The 26292-nt window shown below is 67.2% G+C and carries 19 protein-coding genes; 13 read left to right on the forward strand and 6 right to left on the reverse strand.

What is annotated here, in order from left to right; all coding sequences use genetic code 11:
* Nucleotides 1-357: 357 nt before the first annotated feature.
* A complete protein-coding gene (locus KEG57_RS50530) occupies nucleotides 358-687 on the reverse strand; it encodes a four helix bundle protein (RefSeq protein ID WP_272459922.1) in 330 nt (109 codons plus the stop codon).
* 283 nt (nucleotides 688-970) lie between these two features.
* On the opposite strand from KEG57_RS50530, the gene KEG57_RS50535 reads away from it, so the two are divergent.
* Nucleotides 971-2836, forward strand: a complete 1866-nt coding sequence (locus KEG57_RS50535; protein WP_272459923.1) for a recombinase family protein — start codon at nucleotides 971-973, stop codon at nucleotides 2834-2836.
* Between the two features lie 641 nt (nucleotides 2837-3477).
* On the opposite strand, the gene KEG57_RS50540 is transcribed toward KEG57_RS50535, so the two are convergent.
* The gene (locus KEG57_RS50540) at nucleotides 3478-3918 is read right to left on the reverse strand and encodes a GNAT family N-acetyltransferase (RefSeq protein WP_272459924.1); all 441 of its coding nucleotides are present in this window, start codon (nucleotides 3916-3918) and stop codon (nucleotides 3478-3480) included.
* A gap of 920 nt (nucleotides 3919-4838) precedes the next feature.
* Between KEG57_RS50540 and KEG57_RS50545 the strand changes: the two genes are divergently transcribed.
* The 8 genes from KEG57_RS50545 to KEG57_RS50580 all read left to right on the forward strand — a co-directional run bounded on the left by KEG57_RS50545 (nucleotide 4839) and on the right by KEG57_RS50580 (nucleotide 13206).
* Nucleotides 4839-4961, forward strand: a complete 123-nt coding sequence (locus KEG57_RS50545) for a hypothetical protein (RefSeq protein ID WP_272459925.1) — start codon at nucleotides 4839-4841, stop codon at nucleotides 4959-4961.
* A gap of 510 nt (nucleotides 4962-5471) precedes the next feature.
* Complete coding sequence (locus tag KEG57_RS50550) at nucleotides 5472-5789, forward strand: hypothetical protein (protein ID WP_272459926.1); 318 nt, start codon at nucleotides 5472-5474, stop codon at nucleotides 5787-5789.
* Nucleotides 5790-5965: 176 nt separating this feature from the next.
* Nucleotides 5966-6418: a hypothetical protein gene (locus tag KEG57_RS50555; RefSeq protein ID WP_272459927.1), complete on the forward strand. Its 453-nt coding sequence runs from the start codon at nucleotides 5966-5968 to the stop codon at nucleotides 6416-6418.
* Nucleotides 6419-6688: 270 nt separating this feature from the next.
* On the forward strand, nucleotides 6689-6889 hold the full coding sequence (locus KEG57_RS50560; protein ID WP_272459928.1) for a hypothetical protein: 201 nt from the start codon (nucleotides 6689-6691) through the stop codon (nucleotides 6887-6889).
* Nucleotides 6890-7239: 350 nt separating this feature from the next.
* Nucleotides 7240-8505 (forward strand): hypothetical protein, encoded by a 1266-nt coding sequence (locus KEG57_RS50565; RefSeq protein WP_272459929.1) that lies wholly within the window; start codon nucleotides 7240-7242, stop codon nucleotides 8503-8505.
* A gap of 1811 nt (nucleotides 8506-10316) precedes the next feature.
* Complete coding sequence (locus KEG57_RS50570; protein ID WP_272459930.1) at nucleotides 10317-10931, forward strand: hypothetical protein; 615 nt, start codon at nucleotides 10317-10319, stop codon at nucleotides 10929-10931.
* Between the two features lie 587 nt (nucleotides 10932-11518).
* Nucleotides 11519-12307: a hypothetical protein gene (locus KEG57_RS50575; RefSeq protein WP_272459931.1), complete on the forward strand. Its 789-nt coding sequence runs from the start codon at nucleotides 11519-11521 to the stop codon at nucleotides 12305-12307.
* 107 nt (nucleotides 12308-12414) lie between these two features.
* Nucleotides 12415-13206 (forward strand): MBL fold metallo-hydrolase, encoded by a 792-nt coding sequence (locus KEG57_RS50580; protein ID WP_272459932.1) that lies wholly within the window; start codon nucleotides 12415-12417, stop codon nucleotides 13204-13206.
* 4 nt (nucleotides 13207-13210) lie between these two features.
* Here the strand turns inward: KEG57_RS50580 and KEG57_RS50585 are convergent, their stop codons facing one another.
* On the reverse strand, nucleotides 13211-15316 hold the full coding sequence (locus tag KEG57_RS50585; RefSeq protein ID WP_272459933.1) for an MASE1 domain-containing protein: 2106 nt from the start codon (nucleotides 15314-15316) through the stop codon (nucleotides 13211-13213).
* A 160-nt stretch (nucleotides 15317-15476) separates the two neighbouring features.
* Here KEG57_RS50585 and KEG57_RS50590 point away from each other — a divergent pair, with 160 nt between their 5' ends.
* Together KEG57_RS50590 and nhaA are read left to right on the forward strand one after the other, a co-directional pair.
* A complete protein-coding gene (locus KEG57_RS50590; protein WP_272459934.1) occupies nucleotides 15477-18332 on the forward strand; it encodes a PAS domain S-box protein in 2856 nt (951 codons plus the stop codon).
* A 508-nt stretch (nucleotides 18333-18840) separates the two neighbouring features.
* Complete coding sequence (nhaA, locus tag KEG57_RS50595; RefSeq protein ID WP_272428366.1) at nucleotides 18841-20262, forward strand: Na+/H+ antiporter NhaA; 1422 nt, start codon at nucleotides 18841-18843, stop codon at nucleotides 20260-20262.
* Nucleotides 20263-20294: 32 nt separating this feature from the next.
* On the opposite strand, the gene KEG57_RS50600 is transcribed toward nhaA, so the two are convergent.
* Complete coding sequence (locus KEG57_RS50600; RefSeq protein ID WP_272428367.1) at nucleotides 20295-21818, reverse strand: NHL repeat-containing protein; 1524 nt, start codon at nucleotides 21816-21818, stop codon at nucleotides 20295-20297.
* Between the two features lie 160 nt (nucleotides 21819-21978).
* Complete coding sequence (locus KEG57_RS50605) at nucleotides 21979-23313, reverse strand: carotenoid oxygenase family protein (protein ID WP_272459935.1); 1335 nt, start codon at nucleotides 23311-23313, stop codon at nucleotides 21979-21981.
* Nucleotides 23314-23408: 95 nt separating this feature from the next.
* Here KEG57_RS50605 and KEG57_RS50610 point away from each other — a divergent pair, with 95 nt between their 5' ends.
* Nucleotides 23409-23831, forward strand: coding sequence for a MarR family winged helix-turn-helix transcriptional regulator (locus KEG57_RS50610; protein ID WP_272459936.1), 423 nt, complete (start codon nucleotides 23409-23411; stop codon nucleotides 23829-23831).
* A gap of 78 nt (nucleotides 23832-23909) precedes the next feature.
* Nucleotides 23910-25466: an MYXO-CTERM sorting domain-containing protein gene (locus KEG57_RS50615; protein WP_272459937.1), complete on the forward strand. Its 1557-nt coding sequence runs from the start codon at nucleotides 23910-23912 to the stop codon at nucleotides 25464-25466.
* Here the strand turns inward: KEG57_RS50615 and KEG57_RS50620 are convergent.
* On the reverse strand, nucleotides 25451-26245 hold the full coding sequence (locus KEG57_RS50620; protein WP_272428371.1) for an alpha/beta hydrolase: 795 nt from the start codon (nucleotides 26243-26245) through the stop codon (nucleotides 25451-25453). The genes KEG57_RS50615 and KEG57_RS50620 overlap by 16 nt on opposite strands.
* Nucleotides 26246-26292: the final 47 nt, after the last annotated feature.

The raw sequence follows: 26292 nt of genomic DNA on the forward strand, positions 1-26292 counted from the left end.
GGCACTCGATTCGTCTCACCGCTCTGCTTCGCCTCCCGCGCTGCACCGCGTGAGGGGTGGGATCATTCTTCCCACGGGGCCATTGTCAGCTTTGGATGATAACCCCTATCATCCTTTCCTGGCGCACAGTATCGTGACCATTAGCTCATGGCTCCGGAGAGTCGGGGTTGTGGGTCAGACGCCGGTCGGTGTTGCTAGCGCCGGCTGGCGTCGCTTGCTTTGTCTCATGGATTGCGGCCGGAGGCAATGGCAAAAGAGCGGATTGGTTCGTCGGGGGAGTCGCGGGAGAACCCACGCTGAACGTCCCTCACCCCCAACCCCTCTCCCGTCCCGGGAGAGGGGTGAGGGAGGGTTCTCCTACGCGGCGCGGCGGTAGACGAGGCGGGTGAGGGTGGCGATGACGTGGTCCATTCGGTCGAGGACCTTTGCATCGACGGTGCCGATATAGCGCATGGCCTGGGCGACCTGGACGCGGGCCAGCACCTCCCTTGCCGACCCGAGGGCGGAGGAGTAGCGCTGTCGCTTGTTTCCGGCGTGATTGCCCATGCCTTCTGCCGCGTTCAACGCGACGCTATGCATGGCCCTGCGCATTTGCCGCGCCAGATCCGAATCCTTTCGCTCAATCCGTTCTGCAATGCTTGCCGCGTCCCCCGCCATGACCAAAACGACTTCGTAGATCCTCAGCATGATGATTCCTCCGCCCGACGGCCCAATCGCCGGGACCCCCGTCCCCGAGCGGAACCCCTGCATACCGTTCCCCAAGCGCACGCACACGCGCAAGCGCAAGCGCACGCGCACGCGCCTCCGCCTCCGCCTCCGCTCCCGATCCGGAATCTATTTGCTACCTACTACATAGGCAGCAAACTTAATAATTCCGAACACTTGTGACCCACTGAGAGCGACCCGCTGCCCGGCCAATATGCTGATCGCGCGTTCAGTAGTGGCGCAGTCCGATCGAGAGGTCTCGACCATGGAAGCCAGGACCGGCATCATCCCGAGCATGGGCGGCAAGAGCAGCAAGGGCGGCAAGGGCAGCAAGGCGCGCGGAACGGCGCAGGATCGCGCGCACGTCAGCCCCCCGCGCGAGGTCTCGATCCTCGAAGCGGCGCCCGATGCGCCCGCGGTCGTGAACGCTGGGCCGACGATCGCGGATCCTTCCGCGGTTCGGCGTGTCCTCACGGTCAACGGTCCTCACGCGGGGACGTCGCGAGTCCTCGCCTATCGGCGCGTCTCGACCATGGAGCAAATGCGATCGGGCACGTCGCTCGACGCGCAGGACGAGGAGATCCGGCGTTACTGTCAGTACGCCCGCCTGCCGGATCCGATTGACTTTGAAGAAACGGAATCGGGCGGCGTCGAGTCACAAGAGAAACGGGAGAACATCGCAGCCCTGCTAAAGGCCGTCCGCCCGGGGGATCTCGTGGTCGTGGCGAAGCTCGATCGGTTCTCTCGCGATATCGTATTCACGATCTCAGCCGTTCGCGACATCATCAAGCGGGGGGCGCGCTTCCTGTCTCTCGCTGAACGGTTCGACGCCTCTACCCCCGAGGGGGAGACGCAAATGGCCCTGTGGGCGTCGATCGCACAGATGGAGCGGGCCCGCATTCGGGAGCGCACGGAAGGCAATCGAAAGCGGCTCCGGGCCCTCGGGAAATTCGTAGAGGGACAGCCCCCGTTTGGCTACGTGCGGGCCAAGGGGGCGGACGTCCACGATAAGCCGCGCCGATTGGACATCGATCCGATCAAGGCGCCTATCGTCCGCGAAATGTTCGACATGTGCCTTGCAGGCAAGAGCGCGCGAGACATCGCGCTCCATTGCCAGACGACCTATGCAGGACTCGCGACGTTCCGAACCGTCTGGATCCTGCAATTGCTAAAAAACCGCATATACGCCGGCCAGATCGCGACCACGCCCGTCCGGCCGGACAAAAATCGGCAGTTGACGCAAAAGCCCGCGGAATGGGTCGACGCGCACGAACCGATCGTTTCCCTTCAAATGTGGCACGCTGCCCAGCACGCGCTCGCGGGGCGCCGCTCCTATGGGCGCAAGCCTCGCACGGACACGATCACCTCGGAATGGTTGATCCGAGGGCTCGCCCGTTGCTCCATTTGCGGATCGATGATCACGGCCAAGCCTGCAAGCGAGAAGAATAAGCACGCGGGATACTACGTGTGCCGGAAGCGCTACGCGCCCGAGTTGAAGAATGCCACGCGCGAGCGGTGCATGGGAGCGCCCTGGAATCGGCAGGATGAGATCGATCCCACGATCGAAAGGCTCGCGGCGCGGCACTTCAAGGCGCTTGACGGCCAACTGTCGAAAGCGCCCCCGCCGTCCCCCCATGCGCCGAATTTCAGGACGCAGCGGGCCAAGCTCGTAACGGCGCGGAGCAATCTCGTTTCCATGGTCTCCTCGGGCCAGTGGGGGATGGACGTGATCCGGGCGGAAGCGGCGCGGATCGAACGCGAGCTTGCCGCGATCGATGCGGAGGAACGGGCGCTATCCGCGGAAGCTTCGGCCGATACAGTCGAGAATCGGAAGGGCGCGCTTTCGTGGTTGCGCTCGATCGTGGCGCAATGGGGGACCATGGCCGTCCCTGCTCGGCGCGCGGCGCTCGGCGCGATGCTCGACGGGATCAAGATCGGTCCGGAGGGGATCGCGATCGAATGGAGCGACGCCGCGACGATGGCCGTCCGATACGCGGAGGGACGCCTACCCGATCCCGCGACGCTCGACCAGGCGAACGAGGATCCGCGCCGCCCAGCTCGCCCGATGCTCACGGGAAGCGAGGAGCACGCGCGTGCGCTTCCGCCCCGAGACGCGGAGCAGATGCAGTAGGTGGCGCTCGGCGCGCGGGAAGTGTTGGGGCCATCCCGCGCGCCGAACGCATGGCGCCCCCTTCCCGCGCTGTGTCGCCCCGTTCGGCGCGGTCGTGTTCGACTGCGGAGCAGTTATCAGCCTCACACGGGTAGTCTCACGCGTGAGAGCGCGCCTTGCGTGAGCGTGTGAGGGGACAGCGCCTCACTCGCGCGGTCCCCTCGCGTGGACCGCTTACGCGAAGCGTCCCGCTCGGCGCGCAGCGTGTGCGCTGATGCTATTGCACTCGCCGAATCGCCCCGGTTTGCGGACCCTGATACATCCGAACCGGAGGGAGTGGAACCTTAGGCAGCACAGGAAGCGTGTGGCGCACCGTCCTCATCGTGCCTTGGATATCCTGAAGAGCGAATCGCTGGGTGAATGGGACATATGCCGCGTCAGGCGGCATCTGGGCCTCAAGTAGCTGCACCCCGGCAGCCGCAGTTTGGGCTCCAATCTGGCAAAAGCGATTTTTACGTCGTTTTATTCAAGCGCGCTCCTTCCTGATGGAGCCGCGGCGCACATATCGTTTGGTTGCCTGGATCGGGGATAAATCATCATATTCGGCCGCCAAACGGTCTCTGCTCCCAGCGGTGATGCTTTCAACGTCCGGCATGCCGTAGCTAGAGATTCTTCTCATACAGCCACAGCCGCCCACCTTCGTGATCGCTTTCCCCGAACCTTTTGTAGCCCAGCTTCTCATAGATATGTCGGCCCCGGATGTTGTGCTCGAATACGTCTAGCCAGATCCGCGTTCGATGCAGCTCTTCACGACAGAAACGCTCCATGGCCGAGATCGCCGACTGTCCGACACCACGCCCCTTGGCGGAGACCACGATGCGGCGAAATTCAATGCTGCTTGCATCTGGATCGCGCGCCAGGATGAAGAAGCCCGCCAGCTCGCCATCCTTTAGAATCCTCAGATACATCAGGTGTGGATCAAGCATCTTCTGAACATGCTCGGACGGCGAATACGGCAGGATGAATTCCCTGGTGTCCGGCGCTTGCTCCAAAGCCGCAAATAGCGCAGCGTCTTCCACCGATGCTCTTTCCAATAGGATCATGACCAGTCTCGAGCCCTGACGACCCCGTTCACCGGGCCGCGGCGAACGACGTTGATTTCAGAATCCGCGCGGCCCGCGGCTCCGGTGCAATGGATTGTCGTCCCGCGATCCGGCGGTTTTCGTTCAGGGCACCGGTGGCTCCTGGGGGCTGCGGACTTCAGCGCTCATCTTGTCTGCCCAACTGTGCAATTAGCCTGCCGCCGCATAACCTGCGGCCTAACCACACAACTCCGTGGTATATACAGCCGCCGTCTAACCCGCGGAGTTCTGCAATTCGGCAGCAGCGGCCGGTTGCTGCCAGCATCGAGTGCGGCGCTTTGGGCGTCGTTGTTCTGCCTACCCGTGAACCGCGAGACGCGAATGCCGACACGGATGTTCGCTGACCGGAGCCGCGCGACAGTGCCACAATTCACAAGGAAACGGGTCTCACAACTTTCGCCCGGCTACAAGCAGAATCCACAACCGTCCGCGAACACACACCACGCCAGGACTCCCCGCGGTCCCCCGTCATTGACCGAAAGGTAAGGCCTTCACCCGCGGGCGGCGCGTGCTTGCGTGTGCAGCGGCGAGGTGGGGGCTTCGCCCTCGCGCTCTCAGGCCGCCACGTGCGCACCCCTCGGCAGCGGCATCCGAGCTCGCCCGGTGAGCGCAAGCGCGTTCACGGGACCGCCTCCACGCGCGACGGAAGGCGTCCACGTACCCACCACGCACCCACCACGCAACTCGCGACGCCACACAAAGCACGTACCTCGGCCACGACGAACAACTCGACGATTACGACGACGACGAGCGAGCACGATGACCCAGCGCTCGCGTGCTGGATCCTGCCCGCGAGGCCCGATTTCCCAGGACACGCGCAAGCCATTTGCGACCGCAAGCCCGCAAGCTCTCCGTGTCATGGCACGACGCTTCCGCTTGACGTGCGCCCCCTCGCGCCGCTCGGCGCAGCCCTCGACGCGTTCGGCGCGGTCGAACTCGACGGCGCAGTCCTCGCCGCGCTGCCGGCTCGCAAGGCCCGGGTCGCGCGGCTCGCATGCGAGTAGCGGCGCGCAGCGCGGGGTGCTCTCGACGCTCGGCGTATGCTTCGCGCAAGGGGCGCGCGTGCGCGTTGCGCTTGTGAGTCGTGTGCTTGCGTCACAAGCCACTTGCACGCACAAGCCACAAGCCCGAACGGAGCCGATCGAACGGCGCTCGCTCGACGGCGCCGCCCTTGCGTTCCCGGGGCCCGCACGTGCTCGGCGCGGTCGTGCTCGACGGCGCGACCCTCGCGGCGATCGGCGCGGTCGCGGCGCAGCCCTCGCGGCGCTCGACGCGGTCGTGCTCGACGGCGCAGCCCTCGCGGTGCTTGTCAAGGGGATCGTGCGGGAAGGGGGCGCGTTTCTTGTCACGCCTGTCTCGGGGGCTTGTCTCGCGAGACACACGACCCCGAGACAGGCGTGACAACACAACGGCGCAGCCCTCGCGGCGCTCGGCGCGGTCGTGCTCGGCGGCGCAGCCCCGGGAAGCTCGGCGCGTCGTGCTCGACGGCGCGGCCCCGGGAAGCTCGGCGCGTCGTGCTCGACGGCGCGACCCTCGCGGCGATCGGCGCAGCCCCGGGGGCGCTCTCGACGCTCGGCGCGGTCGTGCTCGACGGCGCAGCCCCGGGGGCGCTCTCGACGCTCGGCGCGGTCGTGCTCGACGGCGCAGCCCCGGGGGCGCTCTCGACGCTCGGCGCGGTCGTGCTCGACGGCGCAGCCCTCGCGGCCCTCGCGGTGCTCGGCGCGGTACGACTCGCAAGGAACGCGCCTCGCGGCTCGCATGCGAGCCGACCTTGCCCGATGCTCTCAGGCTCACGCAGGCGCCACCTCACGCGTGAGAGCGCACGTGCGTGAGGCGTGAGGTGGGCCGCTCGGGGTGACCCGCTTACGCTAAGCGTCCCGCTCGGCGGGCAGTGCGTCCCGCTTCGTCAGTGTGTCGTGGCACAGTCGACCGACCAGCACACCCGGCACACCGGCCCGGCTTATCGTAAGTCACAGATCCGGCGCGGCCCTGGGATCCTCGGCGCGTCGTGCTCGACGGCGCAGCCCTCGCGGCGCTCTCGACGCTGGGCGCGGCCCTTGGGAAGCTCGGCGCGTCGTGCTCGACGGCGGAACTGCTCTCGCGCGATCTCGACGCTCGGCGCAGTCCTCGCGCGCCGCTCGGCGCGGTCATGCTCGACGGCGCGGCCCTCGCGACGCTCGGCGCGGTCATGCTCGACGGCGCGGCCCTCGCGGCGCTCGGCGCGATCATGCTCGACGGCGCGGCCCTCGCGGCGCTCGGCGCGGTCATGCTCGACGGCGGCGCTCGCGGCGCTCTCGACGCTCGGCGCGATCGTGCTCGACGGCGCAGCCCCCGCGGGGCGCTCGACGCTCGGCGCGATCATATTCGACGGCGCGGCCCTTCGCGGCGCCCGCTCTGGGGCGGCCCTCGGGCCCGCGCGTGTATCTCTGCCAGAGATACGCGGCCCTCGATCCACGCATAACCCCGCGAGATCCATACAGAAGGCCCGGATCGGCGCGTTGTTTTCTGGTGCGGAAAACGGGGGGACGGCGCAGCCGTCTGGGCGCGCTCGACGGTCGGCGCACGTGCTCGGCGCGGCGCAGCCCTCGGGGCGTGCTCGATGCTCGACGCACGCGTTCCGCCTCCCATTGCCGACCGAATCGCGCGCTTGCAGCTCCGCGCCCGCGATCGACGGCGCAGTTCTCGCGGCGATCTCGATGCTCGGCGCGGCCCTCGTGGCGATCAGCGGGTCGTGTTCGACGGCGCGGCCCTCGCGGCGATCGGCGCGGTCCTGGGAAGCTCGGCGCGTCGTGCTCGACGGCGCGGCCCTCGCGCCGATCGGCGCGGCCCTGGGAAGCTCGGCGCGTCGTGCTCGACGGCGCGGAAAACGGGGGACGGCGCAACGCTCGGCGCGCGTTATTACAGCCTCCCCGGAGCGAGTTATTACAAGTAAGAACCCGTGCGCATCACGCGGCGCCGCGCAGTCCTCGGGCCGCTCGGCGCGACGCTTCGGCGCGAGGCGCAGCCCTCGGGGCGCTCGGCGTGGCGCGTGCTCGACGGCGCAGCCCCCGGGGCGCCTGGCGTTCGGCGCAGCCCTCGCGACAGTTCGTGTCATGACACGAAATCGAACCTGGCACGAACTCCCGCCGCTCGGAGTTCGGCGCAGTCCTCGCCCCGCTTGGCGCGCGCTCGGCGTGGTGCGTGCTCGACGGCGACAGACCTGAGGATCGCACGGTGCAAAGGTTCGTCCGATCTTACCGCACCCCTTCCCGGCGTTCGTCCGATCCTGTAGGATGCTCCCTCGTGTCTCGCCCCTTGGCCCTGGCCGTTCTCCTCCTACTTTCGCTTTCGACGCCCATTAAGGCGGCTGAACCGGAGAAGCCCGCGCAGTCGAAACCCGACGAACCTAAAGCCACGCGCGCCAGCCGGTATCGTAAGTTAAGCCCCGAGGAGGAGGAACGGTTCAATGCGCGCGTTGCGGCGGGAGATCGGGCCCTCGAAGCGGGACGGCTAAATGAGGCTGCCGATACATATACGGAAGCCCTAACGATTAAGCACGAGCCTCGCCTGTCCGGACGCCTCGGGCTCGTGCTTTCAATGTTTCTGCCAGACCCGCAAACCGATCTCACAATGGCATTTGCGTTGCAAGTCGCGGTATCCGAGGCAGCCGGGATATCGTCAGCGGAACGTAGGCAATTCTTTGAGGCTTACGAACGCGTGCGCAAGCGTGTCTGTCGGGTCGATGTCATGGTCAACGATGTTGACGCTATGGTATCGATCGGAGTCGACAGGCGCGTCCGAAGCGAAGGCGCGTTTTGGACGTTCATATCGCCTGGAAATACAGATATCACCGCGACATTGACGGGCCGTAAAGACATCAAACAGACCGCCGAGTGTGTCGGCGGAAAGTCGATTCTACTACAATTCGAGTTTCCCGAGCCTGACGAGAGTCAGCCTCAGGTCATCACCATCGAGAAGGAACCGAAGGAACGACGTGTAATTGTGCGCGAAGTTGCCCGGGCGGCGCATGCCGCGCGAGAGCCCTTGCCCCTGGAGGCACAGGCGCCGCCTCGCTTCAATGGTGGCATCGGGCCTGTGATGGTATTCGGCGCGGCCCCTTCTCCGTCCCTTGGCTTCTCCCTTGTGGGCCAGTATCAGCGCCAGAGCTTATCAGCCATAGCCATTGCAAACGCGGCATGGTCGCTCGGCGGTATGGGGGATCCCCCGATCGATATCTTTTCGGCGTCGGCCCATGTGGGACCGTGCGTGCAGTGGCAATGGCTCGATGGCTGCGCTTTCGGTGGTGCAACATTCTTCGAGCGTCGAGTGTCGCCTAATCCGGCGTATCGCGCCGATGCGGATCGGGGCATAATCCCGTCATTCGGGCTCGGTGTCGGCGCAACGTACAGGTTCAGAGAAGCCCTTGCCGGTCGTGTGTTCTTGGATGCAATGGCATTGACCCGGGATATGGTGATCGATGTCGTTGTGCCTGATAATTCTGTAACTTCTGTTTGGCAAACCCAAAGATTTTTATTCTCCATCTCGGCCTCGCTGATGTTCGGGCGCTAGAAAGGCGATCGTCATGTTTGCACGTCGACTCTCGACAGGGGTTGTTGCGTCAATGATTGCGGCCGGTCTTTTTGCCGGCGCATTGCTCGCGGTCAACGGATGTACCACTGAGCCGTGGCATACTTACGTATATTGCCTCCCCGAGGCGAGTCCTGACGCGGATGTCGGTCGGCACTGCTTTCCCGACGGAGGCGGTCCAATCGAGCCATTGACTTGCAAGGCTGCGGGGGGTGAATGCATCACAATGGGAACATCCGATTTCCGTGAGAGAGCAGTCCTGCTGTGGATGGGTGGTGACGAATTCGACGCGCCAGATTGCCCCGAGCGCGCAAACAGTGAATTTTATACGGGGTACGGGGAACTCGTCGTATCATTGCCCTGTCAGCAGTGCGCATGCGGATCGGCTGAATGTATAATGCCGGGCGGGCTCGTTGCCGATTCAAGTAACGCCTGCCAGGGGGGCAATACAACCGCGTACGATGGCCCGAGCGGATGGGACGGTTCGTGCGTGTCCCCCTCCACAATGCCCTCGGGGAGCTTTCGTTCGATAGGACTAACGCCTGCGGGGGTCTCCTCTTGCGAGCCTATCGGCGATCCGGTCCCCCCCAACAGCCCATCTTTCGCGCCTCACGGGTCTTCATTCGCGAATGGCATTTACTGGGGCAAGTACGCGAAAGCATGCCAGGGGACCGCGGATGGATCTTGTCCAAATACCGGCGAGCTATGCCTACCAAGCGCCGAGCCTCCTCCGCCCGACTTTCGTCACTGTGTGCAATACACGTTGCCCGTTGACGAAGCGAATCTGCCACAATGTCCGGAGGCATTTCCGGATCGATTCACCTTTTATTCGGGCACGAAGGGGCAGGTTGAATGCACGCCGTGCGAGTGCGGCGAGCCTGTAGGGGCGCAGTGCGCCGTTTCCTTTTCGGCGTACCAGGACACAGCTTGCGCGGGTGTTCCCATGCCATTGTTTCAAAACGTTACCGCGTTTCCGGGTAGCTGTGTTGACTTTGGCGTCGCATCCATTCCCCTTGGTTCGATGGAGGCGAAGTGGGTGAGCAACACTCCAGGAGCATGCGCGCCGAGCGGGGGCGAGTTAGTCGGCGAAGTGAGCGGCGCGGATCCGCGAGTGTTCTGCTGCCAGACACCTCCCCCACCTCAGAACGAGTAATAAGGAGTTCCGACGATGAGAAGCTTATGCGCGGTGATGACCATCGGCGCGCTTGCCATGTCCGTTGCCCTTGGGGGCTGCACGGGCGCCGACCCTAACCAGGGTGACTCTGCCGACGATTTATGTAACCTCAAGCGCGAGGCTTGCGTGAATAAGTGCTATGAGGCGGATATGGGCTTTGGCTGCACGACTTGTTGCAGGTCCAGTTACTTGTCGTGCAAGGTCGGTGGAAATTACAATTTCCAAGGTTGCCCCGATAAGTCGGGCGAATAGTGACAGGCCATCGGAGCGGATGAACCCCACAATGCACACGGCTCGCCTGGTAATCATAACGGTTCTCGCGTTGACCTCCGCAAGCTGTCGTCGCCGCGAGAGGAACCTCGGTCCTTGGGATGGCGGTGTACCCACGCTCCGAGAGGAGTGCATCGTGCCAGGGGACAAGTGTGACCGCGATTGCTATGATCGGAAGGCAAGTCCCGCATGCAGCGCGTGCTGTGGCGATCAGGACGTTCTCTGCAATACGCAACAGCCCTATTCGTTCGAGTCCTGCAAGGGCACCGAATAGGCATCCCATGAGCGCGATCGCGCCGAGCGTCGAGAGCGCCCCGAGGGTTGCGCCGAGCGCCCCGAGGGCTGCGCCGTGCGCCTCGCGATCGCCCCGAGCGTCGAGAGCACCCCGAGGGCTGCGCCCGTCGAGCACGACCGCGCCGAGCACCCCGAGGGCTGCGCCCGTCGAGCACGACCGCGCCGAGCGCCCCGAGGGCTGCGCCGTGCGCCTCGCAATCGCCCCGAGCGTCGAGAGCGCCCCGAGGGCTGCGCCGTCGAGCACGACCGCGCCGAGCGCCCCGAGGGCTGCGCCGTGTGCCTCGCAATCGCGCCGAGCGTCGAGAGCGCCCCGAGGGCTGCGCCCGTCGAGCACGACCGCGCCGAGCGCCCCGAGGGCTGCGTCCGTCGAGCACGACCGCGCCGAGCGCCCGAGGGCTGCGCCGTGTGCCTCGCAATCGCGCCGAGCGTCGAGAGCGCCCCGAGGGCTGCGCCCGTCGAGCACGACCGCGCCGAGCGCCCCGAGGGCTGCGCCCGTCGAGCACGACCGCGCCGAGCGCCCGAGGGCTGCGCCGTGTGCCTCGCAATCGCGCCGAGCGTCGAGAGCGCCCCGAGGGCTGCGCCCGTCGAGCACGACCGCGCCGAGCGCGCGCCGAGCGTCGGGAGCACCCCGAGGGCTGCGCCGAGCGCCCCGCAAGGCTTCCGCCCGTGACCGGAGGAACCATGCAAATCCTTTTTAAGATCGAGCCCTTAGTCCTCGCCCTGGCCTCCGAAACGGTACACAAACAGATTTCGCTTGCCGCCTCCGCCTCCGCTCCCGCCCCCGCCCCCGCCGGCCTACGAGCCACCGGGGAATCCTCCCGTCGCGCACTTCGCCCGGCGGTGACAGCGCGCCCCACGTTCCCCCCGTCCTCCCAGCCCGCCTATGACGCAGCCCGGAACGTTCCCCCGGTCCTCCCAGCGTACCTATGACGCAGCCGGGAACGTTCCCCCCGCGCTCCTAGCCTCCCGATGACGCACCGCCGAACGTCCCCCCCATCCTCCCAGCCCGCCTATGACGCAGCCCGAAACGTTCCCCCCATCCTCCCAGCCCGCCTATGACGCAGCCCGAAACGTTCCCCCCTCGCTCCTAGCCTCCCGATGACGCACCGCGCAGCCTTCCCCGCACCTTCCCAGCTTGCCTAGGACGCAGCCCGGAACGTTTCCCCCTCGCTCGCGTCGGAACCGTGCGCTTCCATCCACCGGACGGAAACTCCTGCTACGTTCGCCGGCTGACTTGGGGGGGAAACACGAGGACCCATGGGCGCCAGCTTGAACCAGATCCCGCGCGCGCAAAAGCGCGACATCGTCAAAAAGATCAAGGAAAACCTCGAGGTACGCGCCGAAAACGGCCCCCCCGAGCCCGCGCTGGACATCTACATCAGCGAATGCACGGACATCGCCGACGCGCTCGACGCGCACGTCACGGGGAACGTACTCGCCCACGCAGAGCGCGCCGCCCGGCTCGCGCAGCTCGAAGCCGCCGACGACGCGGTCGATACCTGGTATCGCCATATCGAGGGCTACATCGGCGTCGAGTCGCGGCGCCGCGTCAGCCCGAACATCCTCGGCGCCCTCGCCCTGCACCAGGCGGCCTTCCCCGATGGCCTCGCGCACGTCGACGATCCCATCGCGGACGAGAATCGGATCTGCCGCGACGCCCTGCTCGTGCTCCGCGCGCCCGAGCACGTGGCCACACTGCAGGTGATCGAACTGCCGGCCATCTGGCTCGAGCGATGGGAGACGGCCATCGACAAGAGCGATGCTTTGCTCGCCGAGGTCGAAAAGGCGCGCACGGACAAGCGCGCGCACGTCGACGCGGGCCGCGACGCCGAGACGGAATGGGTGGAGCTCATGGTGCGGCTGCGGCGCTACGTGGCGAGCCGCGCGAAGCGATCCGATGCGGCGCGGATTCAGGAAGGGAAAAAGCTGCTCGCCCCGCTGCTCGATGCCATGGCGAAGCTGCGCGCAGAATCGGCGGCACGCGCGACGCGGAAGGGGAATGGCAAGCAGGAGACGCCGGCGGCAGGGGAGGCGACGGGCGGGTGAACGGCCCTTTCGCCCCGCTCCCATGCGCACGCGCGGCAGCGTGACCCTGGGGAGGCCTCGCGTTTTTCTTTTCTGGACCTCTTGCGTGTTGCACTACGCTGCGGCCGATGAGCGTCCTCGGACGTATGCTTGCTGTGCGCACGTCGGCTTCCGTCGCCCTGTTCGGCCTCCTCCTCTCGGCCTGCTCCTCCACGCACCAGATCTCGGCGCAGTCCGGGCTCGACGTGCACACCTTCACGCACGATTCCATCAACACGCACTTGCTCGTCGCCAACGGCGCGATGGTCATGGTGGACCCGGGCTACGAAAAGAACGCTCCGGTGCTGGAGCAGGACGTGCGCGACGCGGGCTTCGATCCGGCCTTGGTGAAGACCATTGTGCTCACGCACGGGCACGCCGATCACGCCGGCGCCGCGCGCCACTTCCAGGCGCGCTTCCACGCGCGCGTCGTCGCCGGCAAAGGGGACGAGGGCATGCTCGGGACCGGGAAAAACGAGCCGCTCTGCCCGACGGGGTTCATGGGGCGGTGGCGCCACACGGAGGACGAGGGGGCGACCTACACGCCCTTTCACGCCGACCTCGCCGTGACCGAGCCTGTGGACCTCGCGTCGCTCTCGGGCGTTCCGGGCCGTATCGTCCCGCTGCCAGGGCACACCCGAGGCTCGCTCGTGGTGCTGGCCGGCGACGCCGCCTTCGTGGGCGACCTGTTCCGCGGCTCGCTCGTGGGCTCGGGCGCGGCCACGCACCTCTACATGTGTAATCTCGAGGGGAACCAGAGGGACGTCGCCCGGCTGCTCCACGAGCTCGCCCCCGACGCCAAGCGCTTCTTCGTCGGGCATTTCGGCCCCGTCGCGCGGGAAGACGTCGCCGATCACTTCGGCGTGTCTCCACGCCCGTAGCGATTCATGGCCCGGCCGGCGTGGGCGCGCGCGGCAGCGTGACCGTGAACGTCGCGCCTTCGCCGGGCGTGCTCTCCACGAGGATCGTCCCGCCGAGCGCCTCGACGATGCGGCGCGCGATCCACAGGCCGAGGCCAAAGCCGCCGAAATGGCGCACCGATACCGCGCGCTCGAATCGATCGAAGATCCGCGCCTGATCCTCGGCGGGAATGCCGATGCCCCGGTCCGTCACCGAAAAACTCGCGGAGGCGCCCTCGTCGCGGACGCGGACGTCGATCGGCGCCTTCGCGCCATATTTGATGGCATTCGACAGGAGGTTGATGAGGACCTGCTCGACCCGCGAGCGATCCCAGCACCCCACGACGGCCGCGTCGCTGTCGAGCCGAAGCTCGCAACCGGCCCGCACGGCCGTGTCCTGCATTCGCTGGACGACGTCCTCGACCACGGCGGCAAGATCGATGTCCTCGTCGAGGCAGAGCTCCATCCGGCCCTGGGTGATACGCGAGACGTCGAGCAGCTCGTCGACGAGTGTACTGAGCCGCGTCGTCTGGCGCAGGGCCACGTCGAGGGCGGGCGCGATCTTCGCGGCGATGTCCGGGTCCGCGGGGAGGCTCCGGGCGAGCGCCTGGAGCTTCAGCGAGAGCGCGGTGAGCGGCGTCTTCAGCTCGTGGGAAGCAATGGAGAGGAACTCGTCGCGGGCGCGGATCGACGCCTCGGCCTCGCGATAAAGCGCCGCGCGCTCCTGCTCGATCTGCTTGCGCCGCGTGATGTCCCGATAAATGGCGAGCAGCGCGCGTTTTCCACCTCGGGGCACGCGGGCCAGCATGACCTCCACTTCCACCGCGGTGCCATCCGCGCGCGCCACCCAGCCATCGACCGGGCCCAGGTTGCCGTGCTCCAGCGCGTCCATGACCCCGCGGCGCGCGATGGCCTCGCGCTCCGCGAGGACGAAATCGAAAAGCGGTCTGCTGATGAGCTCCGCGGCGCTCGTCACGCCGAACAGGCGCGCCGCCGCAGCATTCGCATACGCGATGCGAAGCACGCCGTCCGCGTCGAACCTCTCGAGGAGGATCGCGTCCGGAGAGACTTCGACGAGGATACGATAACGTTCCTCGGACTCCGTGAGGGCCGCCGTCCTCTCCTCGACATGGCGATCGAGCTCGTCGCGGGAACGGGAGAGGGCCCATTCGGCGCGGCGGCGCTCGGTGATCACGGCCGCGAGCACCAGCGTCGTGAGCGCCATGTCGCCGACGAACGCCTGCACGAAGAGGAGTGATTCGTTGCGTGTCCCCTGCACGAAAGGGGTCGTGCCGTGCTCCGTTCCCAGGGTCGCGAACACCGAGACGTTGAAGACGGCGAGGGCCGCGCCGAGCGGGCCGAGACGCACGCCGGCCCAGACGAGAAAGGGCGTGATGAAATGCCCGAGCGGGCAATGCGCGCCGCGGTCCGCGAGCGTCCCCGTGACGAGGAACATCTGGAAGGCGAACAGCGCGACCTGGTGGAGCGCGATTTCGACGCCGCGACCCTGGAAGGCCCACCATCGAGGCCGGACGCACGTGAGCACGAGCGGCGTGATCACCAGAATGCCCACGGCGTCCCCGAGCCACCACGTGAGCCAGGTCTCGGCGTAATCGGTCGTCGTGATCAACGAGCCGGCGAACAGGCTCGTGGTGCCCAGCGTGGCGCTCGTGATCGAGCAACCGAGCCCGCTCAGCGCCGTGAAACGCGCGACGTCGAGGACCCGGGCGAGCGGCGGCCCGCCGTCGCGGTCCCATGGCGGAAACACGCGCGCCGCGGCGAGCGCTTCGATCGTGGCGCCCATGCCGATCGTGGCCCCGACGAGCGTCGTCGTGGCGGTCCGGGCGAAGCTCGTCGTGTCGAAGATGGCCCAGGTATTCACCAGGAACGAGCCCAGCCAGACGCCCGGCCAGAGCTTTTGCCCCCCGAGCAGAAGGCCCGCGAGCGCGATGCCCGACGCGGGAAAAAAAGCCGTCACGTTCCCCGGAGGAATGGCGACGTGCTGACCGACCGAGGCGCTGGCCGCGTAAATGACGGCGAGCAAGAGGACCGCGATGGGTCGTGACCGGCTCCCCGCCCGTGGCTCTTGCATCGATCCCCCCGGGCACACACGCAGGGCCCCGGAAGAACCACGCACGAAATGTGCCCTCGGCGTTCTGCGCCCATACCTCCGCGAGGGGGCGAGTGGCCCATGACCCTCGAGGGTCCTATAGATACGCCTATACGTCTACGTCGGAGGACGAGCCTGCCGCATGAGCCTGGCCGCGAAGCGAGAGCCCGAGGCATCGGGATCCAGTTCGGACCGCGCGAGGCCGCTCGGGCTCGGCGCCTCGAAGCCTGGACAAGGAGCCGAACGGCCGGAGGGGCGGGTCGCGCTCGCCGTCGGCGAGTCCGTGGCCGCGCTCGCGGTCGGGGCCTGCACAGCCGGATTCGTGATCGATACGCTCTTTTTGCAGCTCGAACGCCACCTCGACGCGCGGATGGCCTGCCTGTACCGACCCGGGGACGGGCGCTCGCTTCGGCTCGTCGAGCACCGCGGGGGGCCGAACAATGGCCTCTCCGGGCTCTCGGTGCTCGATCCCGTACACGGCCCGGCCCTCGCACTCGAAGCGGTCGCCATGCGGAGCTCTCGCGGTGTCGAGGTCGCGGCGCCTGAGATTGACGTGTTCGTCGATGCTCGCGCGATCGTCTCGTATTGCGACGTCATCGGCGTGATCTCGACGCCACTCGTTGCTGCAGGACAGATCCTCGGCGTGGTCACGTGTGGCATCGGGCACGCGCTCGCGGACCTCGGCGAAGCGCAGGCTGTCCTCGTGGCGCTTGCTGCCGTCTTTGCGTGGGCCCTCGACGGGGCCCGCTCGCAGGAGCGATTGCTCGAGCACATCGACGATCTCGCGCGCGCCCAGGAGGTGCTCCGCAACGCAGAGGAGCGCTTGAACCGCACGATCGACGACGCGCCCATCGGAATGGCCGTGGTGGGCCTCGACGGCCGCTTCTTGCGCGTCAACCGCGTGCTCTGCGACATCGTCGGTTATGCACGCGAGGAGCTCGAACGCCTGCGTTTCCAGGACATCACGCACCCTGAGGATCGCGAGGTCGACCTGGAGCAAGCCGCCCGGCTGATCCGCGGAGACGTCGAGCGGTATCAGCTCGCCAAGCGCTACGTTCGCAAGACGGGCGAGGTCGTCGACGTGATGCTGAGCGCCTCGATGGTCCGCGATGCCCGCGGCATCCCGCTGCATTACATCTCCCAGATCGAGGACATCACCGAAAAGCGGCGGATCGAGGACCGGCTGCGGCAGAGCGAGCGCAAGTACCACGCGATCTTCCACAGCGCCCGCGAGGCGATCGTCCTGCTCGACGAGCACATGCGCTTCGTCGACGCGAACCCGGCCGCGTGCGCGCTCTTCCACGAGACACGCGAGGCGCTGATCGGGCGGCGGATGACCTCCCTCGTCACGCCCACCACGGCGGCGATGCTCGAGGCACCCTGGCAGCGCCTCTCCGTGCAGGGCGAGCTCGACCTCGAGATCACCTTGCACCTGCACGACGGCAGCATGATTCCCGTCGAGCTCGGCGCGAGGGCGCATTTCGTCCCGGGGTTTCACCTCCTCACGCTGCGCGACGTCTCGCACCGAAAGCGCACCGAGGCGGCGCTGCGCCTGAGCGAGGCACGATTCCGGTTCCTCGCCGAGAATGCGTCCGACGTCGTGTATCAAGTCTCCTTCAAGCCCTACCGCCGGTTCGAATACGTGAGCCCTTCCGTGCTCGCGATGACCGGCTATCCCGTCGAGCAATGGTACGCCGACCCCGATCTCGGCGCGAAGATCGCGCATGAGGACGATCGGGAGACCTATGCTCGGTTCCGGAAGGACCCGAACGCCGAATCGCTCATCATGAGGTTTTATCGGAAAAACGGTGAGCTCGCGTGGGCGGAGAGCAAGGGCACGACCATCCGGGACGAGCTCGGCGCTCCGATCGGGCTCATCGCCGTCGCGCGTGACATCACCGAGCGAAAGCGGGCCGAAGAGGAGCGCGAGCGGCTGCTCGCGCAAATGGAGGCGGATCGGAGCCGGCTGCTCAGCGTGATCGAGCACTCGCCCGTGGGGATCGTGCTGGCCGTCGGGCCGAAGGGGGAGCGCACCATGGCGAACCGAAGGGCCGCGGAGATCCTGGGCCGACCGCCGCGCCCGGACGAGGTTTCGTCGTCGTATCTCGCGCCGCTCTGCGATCCGTCCGGAAAAACCCTCCCCCCGGAAGAGCATGCCATGGCGCGCGCGCTGCGCGGCGAGGAGACGCGCGGCCGCGAGCTCGTCGTATGCCGCCCGTACGAGCAAGGGCTGCCGGTGCTCGAGAGCGCGGGCCCCATTCGCGACGCGCATGGCCATGTGCTCGGCGCCATTGCGACGTACGAGGACATCACGCGCCTCAAGCGGCTGGAGCAGCTACGCGACGAGTGGAGCTCCATCGTGGCCCACGAATTACGCCAGCCCCTCACGGCCATCGCCAGCCACGCGGCGCTGCTCGCCCGCACCGAAGAGCCCACCCAGAAGCGGCGCGCCGAGAACATTTCCCAGAGCGCCGCGCGCCTCAACCGGCTGATCGGCGATCTGCTCGACACCACGCGCATCGACGCGAAGCAGCTCGAGCTCGCGCTGGAGCCCACGGATTTGCCTTCGCTCGTACGGGGCGCCGTCGAGCGCGCCTCCCTCGGAGGCCGAGGCGTCGTCGAGGTCGTGGGGGATGTCCCGCGTGCCCTCGCAGATCCCACGCGTATCGAGCAAGTGCTCGGGAATCTCCTCTCGAATGCGGTGAAATATGGCGCGCCCGATGCGCCGATCCACGTCTGGGTCGAGGGTACGGAGGAGGGGGCCCGGATCTCGGTGCACAACCAGGGCGCGTGTATCCCCGCGGAGGACATCCCGCGCCTCTTTCAGCGATTTCGGCGGCTGCACAAGGGGCCCGTCCTCGGGGTGGGCCTCGGCCTTTATGTTTGTCGGGGCATCATCGAGGCGCATGGCGGCCGGATCTGGGTCGAGAGCGACGACGCGGGGACGACGTTCCGATTCACGGTGCCGGGCGCGGAGAGCGAGGCCGCGTGGGGATGAGCCCGGCGGGGGTGCTGAGCATGGGTCTCATCTGGGAGGCGCTTCGCTGGGGCGTTGCCCCAGGCCCCACCAGGGGCTATCCGCCCCTGGACCCGGACCAGCGCAAGCGCTGGACTCGGGGTCGATGACCTGCGCGATGCGCAGGTCATCGAACAGGCCGAGGCAAGACTGGCGAAGGCCCTGCTAGCCAAGACAGCCGCGCTGCCATTTCAATCGGCAACGCTGTCTCACCGGCCTGTGGGAAGAACTGCGCATCGCGCAGTTCTTCCCCCTGAGGTCCAGGGCTTGCCCTGGTTCGGGTCGAGGGGCGAATAGCCCCCGCGGGGTCCGGGGCAGCGCCCCGGCACGGCGGCCCCAAGAAGAGACCAATGCTCGATCCCCCTCGACGGGGACCCGGAGACGTGCAATGTTGTCCGCGCGTTCGCAAGGGTGCAGCGATGGGCGCTGCAGGACCGAGGATGGTCGGGCCGCCATCCCAGCCGGTGATTCCGCCGGTGAGGGATAGTGCATGTCGATCAAGAGCTCATCGGGGCCGCGCTCCCTGCCTTCGTCGCCTCCCGAGGCTTGGGAGCCGCTCTTGCGCCTCACGCGGCTCGCGGGCCGACCGCTCGAGCGTTTTCTGCGGATCGAGGCCGCGAGCGGCATCCTGCTGCTCGTCGCGGCGGCCGTCGCGCTCGTCTGGGCAAACTCGCGGTGGGCCGAGAGTTATTTCCAGCTCTGGCATACCCCGCTTGGGATCCGCATCGGCGGATTCACGTTCGAGCGGACGCTCGAGTGGTTCGTCAATGACGGCCTGATGGTGATCTTCTTTTTCGTCGTGGGGATGGAGATCCGCCGCGAGATGCACCACGGCGAGCTCTCCGAATGGCGACGCGCGGCCTTGCCCGCCGCGGCGGCGCTCGGCGGCATGCTCGCGCCGGCGGCGCTTTACCTGGCCATGGCCGGGGCCCCCGCGACCCGTTCGGGCTGGGGCGTCCCGATGGCGACGGACATCGCTTTCGCCGTCGGGATTCTCACGCTGCTCGGCAAGCGTGTTCCGGCGGCGCTGCGTGTGCTTCTGCTCGCGCTCGCCGTCATCGACGACCTCGGGGCCATCGTCGTCATTGCGCTCTTTTATTCGTCGGGAATCGCCGTCTCGGGGCTGCTCGTCGCCGCGGCAGGGTTTGGCGGGGTGTTCCTGATGCAGCGGTTCGGCGTGCGCGCGAAGCTAGCGTATGTCCTGCCGGGCATCGTCGTGTGGGCCGGCATTTATGCGGCTGGCATTCATCCGACGATCGCTGGCGTGCTCGTCGGGCTCATGACCCCGGTGCGCGCGTGGCTCGGGCCGGACGGGTTCGTCGCCTCCGTCCGCGAAGAGCTCGAGCACCTCGGAAAAAAAACGCCGGATGCGCTCTCGTCCCACGCGCTCGCGGAGACCTTGCGGCACGTGGACGTCGCGCGCCGTGAAGCGATGTCGCCCGTCGAGAGCCTGATCGCGACTCTGCATCCCTGGGTGGCCTTTGGCATCATGCCTGTATTCGCGCTCGCGAATGCAGGGGTGCGCGTGACGGGAGGATCGCTCGATCCCGCCTCGTGGCGTGTCCTTGCCGCCGTCATGGTGGGGCTCATCGTGGGCAAGCCGATCGGCGTGCTGCTCGCGAGCTCGATTGCGCTGCGCCTGCGGCTCGCGACGCTGCCTTTGGGAATGCGCTTGCGTCACCTCGTCGTGCTGGGGGTCGTCGCGGGCGTCGGGTTCACGATGGCGCTTTTTATTGCGCAGCTCGCGTTCTCGGACGCGTCGCTGCTCGCCGCGGCGAAGCTTGGCGTGCTCGCGGCGAGCGGAGGCGCGGCAATCGTCGGCCTCGTCCTCGGCCGGCTGCTACTCGCGCCCGTGGGGGCGGCGGGCTCCGCGCAGACGGCCGACGAGGCGGAAAGCTCGACCGTGGCGTGACGCTTGAATGAGGTGTCGAGCGGGAAGCGTGCTCAGGGGGCGAGCCAGGTGACGAAGAAGCTGCTTGGTCCGGGGGGGAGGATGTCGTTGTGCACCTTCGGCGCCCCGTTGAAATCAATGGCGGCGTTGCTCCCCGTGAGGACGACACGCCCGGTTTGGTCCATACGAAGCGCCATGGCCTCGTCATCGATCTGCGTGCCGAAGTGCTGATTCGCGAGCCAGCCGCCGGAGGGATCGTACTTCGCGAGGAAAACGTCGTACGCGTCGGTCACGAGCGGACCGCCGCCGAGGTCGACGCTCCCGGCATACGTCCCCCCGACGATGATGTTGTCGGCGCTGTCCACGTCGACCAACGCGTTCCGTATCAACGTGCTCTCGGTCAAGCCGATGAGGCCTCGGCTCCAGAGGTGATTGCCCGAAGGATCGTATTTGGCAATGAACGCGTCGGCATTGCCGTCGGCGACGATCGGACCCCCCCCTGCATCCACGTGCAGGGCGAACTCCGCCGAGAGGATGATGTTGTCGGCGCTGTCCACGGCGACGTCGTACGCCAAGCCCCTGCCGGGACCCCCGAAGCTCCGGCTCCAGAGGTGGTTGCCCGAACCGTCGAATTTCGCGAGGAAGGTATCGTGATCGCCTTCCGACGTGAGCTGCGGTCCGCCGAAATGGGTCGCCCCCTGGAAGCTGCCGGTGAGGACGACGTTGTCCGCGCTGTCGACGGAGAGTGCCGTGCTCAGCGTGTTTCCGAAGCTCTTGGCCCAGACGACATTGCCGTTCGGGCTCAGTTTCATGAAGAAGGCGCTGATCTCGCCCTCGACGTGGAGCGTCGTGCCGATCTCGTCGAAGGTCATGTCACTCCCTTCGGGAGAGCCGGGCTGCATGGAACCCGTGACGAAGATATCCCCGTCGCTGTTCGTGACCACGTCGAAACCCCTCTGATCGGACGGGGTAGAGAAGACGCGCGTCCAGAGAACGTTTCCGTTCGGATCCAGCTTCGTGATGAGGAGGTCGTGGTCGACCGGGGAGCCGGGGGGCAGGCCGTCGCAGAGGACGCCGCCGAAGACATAACCGGCCACGATGACATTGCCGTTCGGGTCGAACGCGACCCCGTACCCTTCGCCGTTCCTCACGTGGAGCTGCCTGATCCAGAGCGGCTTGCTTTCCGCGTCGAGCTTCGCGACGAAGACGTCCGGCCCCGTGTCGTACGCGTGGACGGGCGGAACGTCGCCGAGGTTGAGGACGCCCGAAAAACTTCCGGTGACGGCCACGTTGTTCGCGTGGTCGACCGCGATGTCCCAGCTCATCTGCAAGGGCGCGGCCCCTGGGCTCTGAACGCCTTCGTTGCACCAATTGCCGGCGGCGCCGCTGCCGCCGCTGCCGCCGCTGCCGCCGCTGCCGCCGGCACCGCCGCTGCCGCCGGCACCGCCGCTGCCGCTGGGTTCCGGCGCCACCGAGGAATCGCCGGTCCCCTCCCCGCCCATGCCGCAGGATGCCGTCCCGAGCATGCAGGGCAGGAGCAGGAGCGCGCCGGTCAGGCCGAGAAATGAATGTTTCATAAGGAGCCTCCAGGAAACGAGCCCCGAGGGCACACGCGCGCCCTCGAGAAAACCAAGCGTGCCGTCTGAACGCGCGTGGTACGCGAGCCAGACTACACGACTCGGAGGCTAGTCGTGCTCCTCTCTCGTTGTAAATGTGCGCTGGGCGTTGTAAACGTGCTTACAGCAAGACCCACGACCCGTGGAATCCGAAGGGGACGCGTTGGGGCAATCGGACGCGCGCCACCGGGGCCGCGCCGAAGTTCTTGGCGTCCAAAACGACGAGATCGCTGCCGTCGCGCTCGCCGTCGTAGACGATGCTGAGCAAAAAGCCCGCGTCTTCGGACGGATCGCCGCTCCGGGGGGCGAAGACGCACTCGCCGGGCACTTGCCGCGGCCCGAGCTCTTGCGCGACCGAGCCGCCCGTCGCCGCGTCGTACCGGCGCAAGACCGTGCCCGTCGGGACGCCGCCCACGAAATCCCGCATTTCGACGACATACGTGTAGCGATGTGGTTCTCCCGTGCGGCGGTCGTCGATGCGAGGAAAATCGACCACGCGCTCGTCGATCGCCCCTTCGCGGGTGCGGCCGGAATCGAGGTGGATCTCCCAGCGATAGAGAAACGGCGGGACTTCGAAGCGCGTGGAGCGGGCGCCCGTGAGGACGATCGTTCCGTCGCGCTCGAATGCATTGGCGGTATGACTGAGGTACCCGGGCTCGAACTCGAACCAGCGCACCGCCCCTCCCGCGCGCGGCACCACGCCGATACGCGCCGTGTGGGTATCGCTCCACGCGAAGGGCATTCCATCGCCCCAGTCCCGCGTCATCCGGAGGGGAGAATCGAAGAACACCGCGTATTGCTCCGTGATGGCGAAGTCGTGCATGAAGGAGGGACCGTCGACCTCGATCTCCCGCTTCGTGATCACCCGGCCCGCCGCGTCGGCGATATAATACGTCAAGAAGGGCGGCATTGGCTGGTAGCCGATGAAGTGGAGCTCGCCCGTCCGGGGACAACGTTTCGGGTGCGCCGTCATCGGCGTGTCCACGGCCCCGCCGAAATCGAAGGGCCCGACCGTCGAGAGCTCCTGATCGAGCTGCATCGGCAGCGCGGCCTCGACCATCGAGAGGATGCGGCCCGCGTGCTCGATGACGTGGGTATTCGACGTGCCGCCGCCGCGGAGCCGCCTCGCCCGGGCCACACGCGCGTCCTCGCCTTCCTTGGGCGTGAGGTCCGTCCCGTGAAACCTTGCGCTCCGTACGTAGCGATTCCGGTACCAGCGTGCCTTTCCGCCTTCGAGGTGGACGCCGTGCACCATCCCGTCGCCGAACCACCAATGGCCGGAGGGGCCATCCTTCGGATTGGGGCCGTTGCGCAAATAGGTTCCGCTGAGCTCGCGCGGCACCTCGCCCACCACGGGCAGATCGTGCGTGGTCACCTCGGCTGTGACCGGGGCGAAGGGACCGCGCAGCCAGAACGGCTGCGCAGGAGAACGAGCGCTCTCTTCACGGGTAGACATGTGTTTCTCCCCTGGCAGTTGGTTGAGTCCTCAACTATCATCCGTGCCCGACCTCTGCAAGAGATTTATTTGAGAACTCAACAAGAGAGAGGAGCATGTCTGCCTACCACCTGACGTTCATGTTCGACCTGAACCGGGCGCACGCGACCACGATCCGCCGCTTCGACGCCTCGCTCGGCCAGGTGCACGGCATCGGCCTCAACGACCTGCACCTGCTCCAGGTGCTCGACCAGGCGCCCGGTCGCAAGCTCAGGCGAACCGATCTGGCCCAGCAGCTCGGCGTGACGGCCTCGGGCGTGACCTGGATGCTCCGCCCGCTGACGCAGCGCGGCCTCATCACGAGCCAGCCGAGCGAGGACGATGGTCGCGTCACGTTCGCGGTGCTCACCGAAGCCGGGCGTCAGCTCGTCGCGGATGCCGTGCCGACAGCACGACGGATTGCGGCCGATCTTCTGGGCCCGGAATCCAGCAAAGAGGAGCTCACGCGGGTGGCGGCCGTGATCGCGCGCCTCGCTTGAGGCGGACGCCGCGCGCGTCGCACGAATTCTTCCCCAGGAAAGCTCCCACGAACGCGCGGCGGTGCGGTACGCTGGGGCATGCGCCGCGTACCGCTTTTTGCTTCCACCCTCGCCCTCGTCCTCGCCTCCGGCACCGCCGCTGCGGTCGTCACCGAGCCCAATGGCCTCGTCGTGCCGCTCGATTCGGCCAACGCCGAGGTGCAGCTCTACACCTTCTTTCAGAACCAGAACGACCCGGTCGACTGGAAGGCCGACGCGCACACCACGCCGAACGCGTTCTCGCCGCTCTGCGGCTTCACCGCGACGTTCGTGCTGAACGAGGCCGGCTCGCACTTTGGCCTCGCCTGGTACAACGAGACCGGGCAGAAGCCGCAACCTGCGGATCTGCACGTCCTCGTGCCGGCGAACTCGCCGGTCGGAACCATGTTCAACGGCACGTCGATCAAGAACGACCCGGCCTACGCGGGCGGGCTCGTCGGCTTCGCGCTCGTGGGCGGCGAGACGCACTACTCGAACCCGGCGTACAACAACGTCTGCTCGGCCTGCAACCCCGCGGCGCCGTGGGTCACGGCGATGATTTATGCCTCGAAGACCACGGCGAACGCTTATTACATCGCCTTCGAGGACGGCGCGACGACGGCCTCGGGCTGGAACAACGACGGCGATTTCAACGACGACGTCTACTTCCTGACCGGCATCACGTGCTCCGGCGGCGGCCAGCCCTGCGACACGGGCAAGCCCGGCGTCTGCGCAGCGGGCTTGACGCAATGCACGTCGAACGGCGTCGTCTGCCAGGACCTCTCGCAGCCGAAGGGGGAGAATTGCAACGGGATCGACGACGATTGCAACGGGACGGTCGACGAGGGGGAGATCTGCCCGAGTGGGTACGTTTGCGACAAGGGCACGTGCGTGCAGAGCTGCAAGGGCGGCGAGTTCGACTGTCTGCCCGACCAGGCCTGCAATAGCAACGGCTACTGCGTGGACGCGGCGTGCAAGGATGTGACCTGCGAGGTCGGCAAGGTTTGCATCGGCGGCACCTGCAAAGGCCCGTGCGACGACGTCACTTGCCCGTTCCCGCAGGTCTGTCGCGTGGGCGCGTGCGTCGATCCGTGCGCCGGCGTGACGTGCGAGAGCGGCCAGGTATGCGACGGCGGCGTGTGCGTCACGCGCTGCGATTGCTTGCCCTGTGCCGGCGGCGAGGCGTGCGAAACATCGAGCGGCCTGTGCATCGAGCCGACCTGCATTGGCGTGACGTGTGCCGCGGGGTCGCATTGCGCCGGCGGGACGTGCGTGGACAACTGCATGGGCGCCACGTGCCCGACGGGCCAGGTGTGCATGGCGGGGCAATGCGTGGAGGCGCCGAGCAGCTCGGACGCGAGCAGCAGCTCGTCGGGGATCTTCGGCAGCGGCGGCGAGGGCGGCGCGGCCGGGAGCGGCGGGATGGGCGGCGCCGCGGCGAGCGGCGGGAACAGCGGGAGCGGCGGTGCCGGCAGTGGCAATGCCGGGAGCGAGGGCTCGTGCGGGTGCCGGGTGGTGGGCAAGGACGATGCGACGGGGGCCGCGTGGGCGGCGCTCGGGATGATGGGGCTCGCGGCGATGCGGCGGCGGCGCCGAGCTCCTCAACCGGCCAAATGAAAACGCAGGAAGCCGAGCATCTGCCGGATCAGCTCCCGCGACGCATCGTTATCGTCGACGATGTCGAACGCATGCGGCGCGCCGGGGGAGTTGGTCACGGTGATGGGCAGATTGCGCGAAAGCGCCGCCGCGGCGAAACGATCGAGCGCGGTGTTGAGGCCGGCGTCGTCGCGGCCGGCGCGCACGAGGAAGAGTGGCACGTCGGCGCGGAGATCGTCCATCGACTTGCCGGCGGCCGGCGTCGCGAAATAGTATTGCTTCGCGGCGTCGGCCACGTGCGTCGCGCCGTCGAGATCGAGCGTATGACCGTACGCGAGCACGGCACACGCGACCCGCACCTCGGCGTCGCGCAAGAGCAGCGATAACGCATTGGGGACGTTGCCCGAGGACGCCCACACCCCGATCCGATCCGGATCGATCCCGAGCGTCGCGCCATGCGCGCGAAGATGCCGCATCACGAGGGCCACGTCCTCGGGCTGCCGGTTCGCGTAGGTGACCGCGACCATCCCCGACGCCGCCACGAGCCGTGCCCAGGACACGTACGACGCCATCTCCTTGAGCTTGCATCCGAGCATCATTTCGAATGCCGGGTCCGGGTATCCCGAGACGAACACGACCGCGGGCCGCAGCCCGCCACTGCCCGGCGGGGCATACACATCGAGGGTCGGACCACCGGCGTCGAGGTCGGACTGGACCGTCACCTCGTGCATGCCGGGAAGCTCGAGGACGACCGGCTTCAGGGTCATCGGGTTGCGCGGGGCACGCGTGGGTTCGCTCATGGTCGAAAATTCCTTTCAGGGCGCGAGCATATCAAGAACCGCAAAGC

The organism is Polyangium jinanense (genome assembly GCF_028435365.1).